The sequence below is a fragment of the Tardiphaga sp. genome (genome assembly GCF_028290785.1).
In the GTDB taxonomy this organism is placed as follows: Bacteria; Pseudomonadota; Alphaproteobacteria; order Rhizobiales; family Xanthobacteraceae; genus Tardiphaga.
The window spans coordinates 1-6,233 of record NZ_JAQGJD010000048.1 but is presented as its reverse complement, the minus strand read 5'-3'; the positions used below and the strand labels follow the sequence as shown (position 1 = coordinate 6,233).

General features: G+C 62.4%; 6 protein-coding genes and 1 pseudogene. All 7 read right to left on the bottom strand.

Features of this window, described 5'->3' with window-relative positions; translation table 11 throughout:
• A partial coding sequence (locus tag JWR89_RS02650) for an iron-sulfur cluster assembly accessory protein (RefSeq protein WP_299711476.1) occupies window positions 1-379 on the bottom strand: 379 nt, incomplete at its 3' end.
• Between the two features lie 59 nt (window positions 380-438).
• Window positions 439-777 (bottom strand): SUF system Fe-S cluster assembly protein, encoded by a 339-nt coding sequence (locus tag JWR89_RS02645; RefSeq protein ID WP_299711479.1) that lies wholly within the window; start codon window positions 775-777, stop codon window positions 439-441.
• 50 nt (window positions 778-827) lie between these two features.
• Window positions 828-2,075, bottom strand: coding sequence for a cysteine desulfurase (locus JWR89_RS02640; RefSeq protein ID WP_299711474.1), 1,248 nt, complete (start codon window positions 2,073-2,075; stop codon window positions 828-830).
• A 2-nt stretch (window positions 2,076-2,077) separates the two neighbouring features.
• The gene (sufD, locus tag JWR89_RS02635; protein WP_299711471.1) at window positions 2,078-3,403 is read right to left on the bottom strand and encodes a Fe-S cluster assembly protein SufD; all 1,326 of its coding nucleotides are present in this window, start codon (window positions 3,401-3,403) and stop codon (window positions 2,078-2,080) included.
• Between the two features lie 23 nt (window positions 3,404-3,426).
• On the bottom strand, window positions 3,427-4,185 hold the full coding sequence (sufC, locus tag JWR89_RS02630; protein ID WP_299711469.1) for a Fe-S cluster assembly ATPase SufC: 759 nt from the start codon (window positions 4,183-4,185) through the stop codon (window positions 3,427-3,429).
• 118 nt (window positions 4,186-4,303) lie between these two features.
• Window positions 4,304-5,785 (bottom strand): annotated as a pseudogene (sufB, locus tag JWR89_RS02625) (Fe-S cluster assembly protein SufB).
• A 106-nt stretch (window positions 5,786-5,891) separates the two neighbouring features.
• Window positions 5,892-6,233 (bottom strand): aminotransferase class V-fold PLP-dependent enzyme (locus tag JWR89_RS02620; RefSeq protein ID WP_299711467.1); only part of this gene is annotated, 342 nt, incomplete at its 5' end.

Genomic DNA, 6,233 nt, shown 5'->3' with positions numbered 1-6,233 from the left:
GCTGCACCGACTCGCCGCAGCCGCAGGCGCCGGTCTGGTTCGGGTTGTTGAAGATAAACTGCGACTGCATCTTGTCGGACTTGTAGTCCATCTCGGTGCCGAGCAGGAACAGCACGGCCTTCGGCTCCACCAGGATTTTCACGCCCTTGTCCTCGACGATCTCGTCGGAGGGGCGGATGTCGTGGGCGTATTCGACGGTGTAGGACTGGCCGGCGCAGCCGCCATTCTTGATACCGACGCGCAGGCCGACGATCTCGGAATCGGCGCGCTTGGTGAGCTCCTGAATTCGGGACGCCGCGGCGTCGGTCAGGCGCATCACCTGCGGACGCGGGCGGGGCTTCGGCTTGGCGCTGGGAATTGCTGGGGTCATCTCAGTCATGTGTTCAGTCCTCGCGGCTATTCAAGACCGCATTGCCGCTCAACCAACCAGACGCAACATCACCACATATTCAGGACGAGGCGCGCCTCGTCGGTCATCCGGTCGGGTGTCCAGGTCGGCTCCCAGACGATGTTGACGGTGACGACGCCGACGCCGGGCACGCTGGCCACCGCGTTCTCCACCATCATCGGCATTTCTTCGGCGGCCGGACAGTTCGGCGTGGTCAGCGTCATCTCGACTTCCACCGCGCGGTCGTCCTTGATATCGACCTTGTAGATCAGGCCGAGTTCGTAGATATCGGCCGGAATTTCCGGGTCGTAGACGGTCTTCAGCGCGGCGACGATCTCGGTGCCCAGACGCTCGGTCTCGTCTGCCGACAGTGCCGAGGTGGTCTGCATCTGGCTGGCCTTGATGTCGGCATCTGCGGTCTTGGTCTCTGCGACGTCCGTCATGAAAACAGCTCCCGTGCCTTGATCAGCGCCTGTGCGAGGTGATCGACTTCCTCGCGCGTATTATACATCCCGAATGAGGCACGGCACGTCGCCGTCACATTGAATCGTTCCAGAAGCGGCATCACGCAATGCGTCCCTGCCCGCACCGCGACGCCCTGACGGTCGATCACGGTGGCAATGTCGTGCGGATGCGCGCCCTCCATGGCAAACGAGATCACTGGACCCTTGTTCTTCGCCGTGCCGATGATGCGCAGCGAGTTGATCTCGCGCAGCCGGTCCTGGGCATAGGTCAGGAGATCGTGCTCGTGGGCGGCGATGCGCTCCTTGCCGATCGAATTCACGTAGTCGATGGCGGCTCCAAGGCCGATCGCCTCAACGATGGCCGGGGTGCCGGCCTCGAACTTGTGCGGCGGATCGCCATAGGTGACCCATTCCTGCGCCACTTCGCGGATCATCTCGCCGCCGCCGGCATAAGGCCGCATCGCCACCAGGTGCTGATATTTGGCGTACAGCACGCCGATCGCGGTCGGGCCGTACAGCTTGTGGCCGGTGAAGATATAAAAGTCGGCGTCGAGGTCCTGCACGTCGACGGTCATGTGCACAGCGGCCTGGCTGCCGTCGATCAGCACCGGAATGCCGCGGGCGTGCGCAATCTTCACGACTTCCTTGACCGGAACGACGGTGCCGAGCGCGTTCGACATATGCGTGATCGCCACGATCTTGGTCTTGTCGGTCAGCAGCTTCTCGAATTCCTCGATCAGGAAGTTGCCTTCGTCATCGACCGGCGCCCATTTGATCACCGCGCCATGGCGCTCGCGCAAAAAATGCCAGGGCACGATGTTGGAATGGTGCTCCATGATCGAGAGCACGATCTCGTCGCCGGCCTTGATGTTGACGCCGCCCCACGACGCCGCCACCAGGTTCAGCGCGTCGGTGGCGTTCTTGGTGAAGATGATCTCTTCCGGACGCTTCGCATTGAGGAAGTGCTGCACCTTGGTGCGCGCGCCCTCATAGGCCTCGGTCGCGGCATTGGCGAGATAATGCAGACCACGATGCACGTTGGCGTATTCGGTCTTGTAGGCTTCCATCATGCGATCGAGCACCGCATTCGGCTTCTGCGCCGAAGCGGCGTTGTCGAGATAGACCAGCGGCTTGCCATAGACCTGCATGGCGAGCGCCGGAAAGTCCTCGCGGACCAGCGCCACGTCATACGAACCGTTGGAGACCGCGGGGTGAATTTTCATGCTCATGCCCTCGCCGCCAGCCAGCGCTCGGCGGCTGAAATGGCCAGCTCGCGCAGGTCGTCGTTGACGATCGACTCGATAGCCTCGCCGACGAACGCCTGGATCAGCAGCGCCTGGGCCTGCTTCTCGGTCATGCCGCGGGCGCGCAGGTAGAACAGCAGGCTGTCGTCGAGCGCGCCGGTGGTGGCGCCATGGCCGCACTGCACGTCGTCGGCGAAGATTTCCAGTTCCGGCTTGTTGTCGGCCTCGGCCTCGTCAGACAGCAGCAGCGCGCGCGTCATCATCTTGGCGTCGGTCTTCTGCGCCGGCTGATGCACGTTGATGCGGCCCTGGAAAACGGAATGGCCGCGGTCGTCGAGCACCGCGCGGAACACTTCCCGGCTGCTGCAATTCGGCGCCACGTGATTCATCACCAACGTGGTGTCGGCATGCTGGCGGCCGTTGAGCAGATTGACGCCGTTGGTCTCGACCTGGGAATGTTCGCCGACAATCCCGATCACCGCCTGGTAGCGGCTGACGATGGTGCCGGTGTTCATGCCGAAGGTGTTGAAGTGCGCCTTGTGGCCGACGGTGATGGCCGACGACGAGATGTTGAACGCCTCGCGGCTGTCCTCGGTGAGGCGGACATGGTCGAGCCGCGCGCCGTCGCCGATGTGGATCACCATCGAATCGTGAACCTGATAGTTCTCGGCGTCGTCGGCGCAGATGTAACTCTCCACCAGCGTAGCGGCGGCTTCCTTGCCGAGCGAGAACATCGAACGCGTAAACATCGCCGCCGGCAGGCCGCCGCTGGCGATGTGGATGACATGCACCGGCTGCGCCAGCCTGGTGCCATCGGCAACCGCGATCACCACGCCGTCCGTCATCATCGCGCTATTCAACGCGATCATCGGATTGGCGGCATCGAGTGCGAACAGCTTTGCATGCAACGCGGCATCGTCGGCTTCCAGCACATCGCGCAAGGTGCGGATGGTCAGGCCGGCATCGAGCTTGCCGAGGTCCGAAAGCTTCGGCGCGAATACGCCGTCCACCAGCACCAACTTGCGCACGCCGTCGATGGCATGCAGCTTCAGCGCATCGGCGGCACGCGACAGCGCGGCGGCATCGGGTGCTGGCGCCAGCGGCAGCACGTCGCGCATCAGCACGCGCAGGTCGGTGTATTTCCAGTCTTCGATGCGCCGGTTCGGCAGCCCGATGCGCTCATAGGCCTCGAAAGCCTGCTGACGGGTGTTGGCCACCTTGCCGCCGCCGGGCAGCCGCGGGCGCGCGAGGGCGAACGCCTCGCCGAGCGCCGTGCCGGTATCTGTTTTCGCCAATGCTACGTTCATCACAAAATCCGTTCGTGCGCTGCTTAAGCGGCCACGTCCTCATACTGCGCGTAACCGGTGGCCTCGAGCTCGAGAGCCAGTTCCTTGCCGCCCGATTTGACGACGCGGCCCTTCGACATCACGTGGACATGGTCCGGAACGATGTAGTTCAGCAGCCGCTGGTAATGCGTGATCACCACCATGGCGCGCTCCGGCGAACGCAGCGCATTGACGCCGTCGGCGGCGACGCGCAGCGCGTCGATGTCGAGGCCGGAATCCATTTCGTCGAGGATGCACAGGCTGGGCTGGAACAGCGCCATCTGCAGCACTTCGTTGCGCTTCTTTTCGCCGCCGGAGAAGCCGACATTGACGCCACGCTTCAGCATATCCATCGGGATGTTCAGCGAGCCCGCGACTTCGCGAACCTTCCTGAGGAAGTCCGGCACCAGATATTCGGCCTCGCCGCGCGCTTTGCGCTGCGCGTTCAGCGCGGTGCGCAGGAAGGTCATGGTGGTGACCCCCGGGATTTCCACCGGATACTGGAACGCCAGGAACACGCCCTTGGCCGAACGCACATCCGGCGCCATGTCCAGGAGATCCTCGCCCTTGAACAGGATCTCGCCGCCGGTCACTTCATAGCCCGGCTTGCCGGCGATGACGTGTGAGAGCGTCGATTTGCCGGAACCGTTCGGCCCCATGATGGCATGCACTTCGCCAGCGTTCACGGTCAGCGTCAGCCCGTGGAGGATTTCCTGTTCCTCGACACGAACCTGCAGATTTTTGACTTGGAGCAATGCGGTCATTGATTCTTTCCCATTATCGTCGTCCTGAGGTGCCCGCCTTTTGGCGGGCCTCGAAGGATGACCTATTTCCGCCGCATCCTTCGAGACGCCGCTGCGCGGCCCCTCAGGATGACGGCCACTATCCAACCGATCCTTCAAGCGAGATCGAAATCAGCTTCTGCGCTTCCACCGCGAATTCCATCGGCAGTTGCTGCAGCACGTCCTTCACGAAGCCGTTGACCACGAGGCCCACGGCTTCTTCCTGCGAAAGTCCGCGCTGCACGCAGTAGAACAGCACGTCTTCCGAAATCTTCGACGTGGTGGCTTCGTGCTCGAACAGCGCCGAGGAGTTCTTCGCCTCGATGTACGGCACGGTATGCGCGCCGCACTTGTCGCCGATCAGCAAGGAGTCGCACGCCGTGAAGTTGCGGGCGTTGGTGGCCTTGCGGTGCGCGGTGACGAGACCGCGATAGGTGTTCTGCGAGACGCCGGCGGCAATGCCCTTGGAGATGATCCGGCTGGTCGTGTTCTTGCCGAGATGGATCATCTTGGTGCCGTAATCGACCTGCTGGTGGCCGTTCTAAATCTCGATCGAATATAACTCGCCGCGCGAATCGTCGCCGCGCAGGATGCAGCTCGGGTACTTCCAGGTGATGGCCGAGCCGGTCTCGACCTGGGTCCAGGAAATCTTCGAACGGTCGCCGCGGCAATCGCCGCGCGTGGTGACGAAGTTATAGATGCCGCCCTTGCCCTCGGAATTGCCGGGGTACCAGTTCTGCACCGTCGAATACTTGATTTCGGCGTCGTCGAGCGTGACCAGCTCAACCACAGCGGCGTGCAACTGGTTCTCGTCGCGCTGCGGCGCGGTGCAGCCTTCGAGATAGCTGACGTAGGCGCCCTTGTCGGCGATGATCAAAGTGCGCTCGAACTGCCCGGTGTTGCGCTCGTTGATGCGGAAATAGGTCGACAATTCCATCGGGCAACGCACGCCCGGCGGCACATAGACGAACGAGCCGTCGGAGAACACGGCGGAATTCAGCGTGGCGTAGAAATTGTCGGACGTCGGCACCACGGTGCCGAGATATTTCCGCACCAGCTCGGGGTGTTCGCGAATGGCCTCCGAGATCGGCATGAAGATCACGCCGGCCTGCTTTAGCTCTTTCTGAAACGTCGTCGCGACCGAGACCGAATCGAACACGGCGTCCACCGCGATGCGGCGCTCGCCTTCGGGCCGAACGACGCCTTCCAGCGCCTCGATCTCGCGCAACGGGATGCCGAGCTTCTGGTAGGTCTCGAGGATATCGGGATCAATCTCGTCGAGCGAACCGATCGTCTTCTTCGGCTTCGGCGCGGAGTAATAATACAGATCCTGAAAGTCGATCTTGGGATATTCGACGCGCGCCCAGGTCGGCTCGTCCATCGTCAGCCAGCGGCGATAGGCATCGAGCCGCCATTGCAACATCCAGTCCGGTTCGTTTTTCTTCGCGGAGATGAAGCGGACGGTGTCCTCCGACAGACCCTTCGGGGCCTTGTCGGATTCAATCAGCGTTTCGAAGCCATAACGATATTGATCGACGTCGATCTGGCGAACCCGATCGACGGTTTCCTGCACGGCAGCCATATTATCCTCCGGCGCGGTTTCAAGGACCGCGGGGACCACTCAGATGTTATACGATGTTCCAGCGACGAAATCACCCGGTTAGAACCGTTCAACGTCTGTTTCGTCGCTACGGGTTAAGTAGTGTATCCGCGAGCTTTCGCCAAGCCTCGATGGTGCATTGCACATCATCTTCCGTGGTGGTCCAGCCAAGGCTCAGGCGAATCGCGCCACGCGCCTGATCCGGCGCCGCGCCCATCGCCATCAAGACATGCGAGGCCTGCACCTTGCCCGACGAGCAGGCGGACCCCGACGACACCGCGATACCGGCGAGGTCGAAGCCGATCACGGCGGTTTCGGCATTCAGCCCAGGCGCGCTGAACAGGGTGGTGTTCGGCAGCCGCGCGACGCCGTCGGCAAAGATTTGCACGTTCGCGGTCCGACGCAGCCTCATCTCCAGATAATCTTTCAA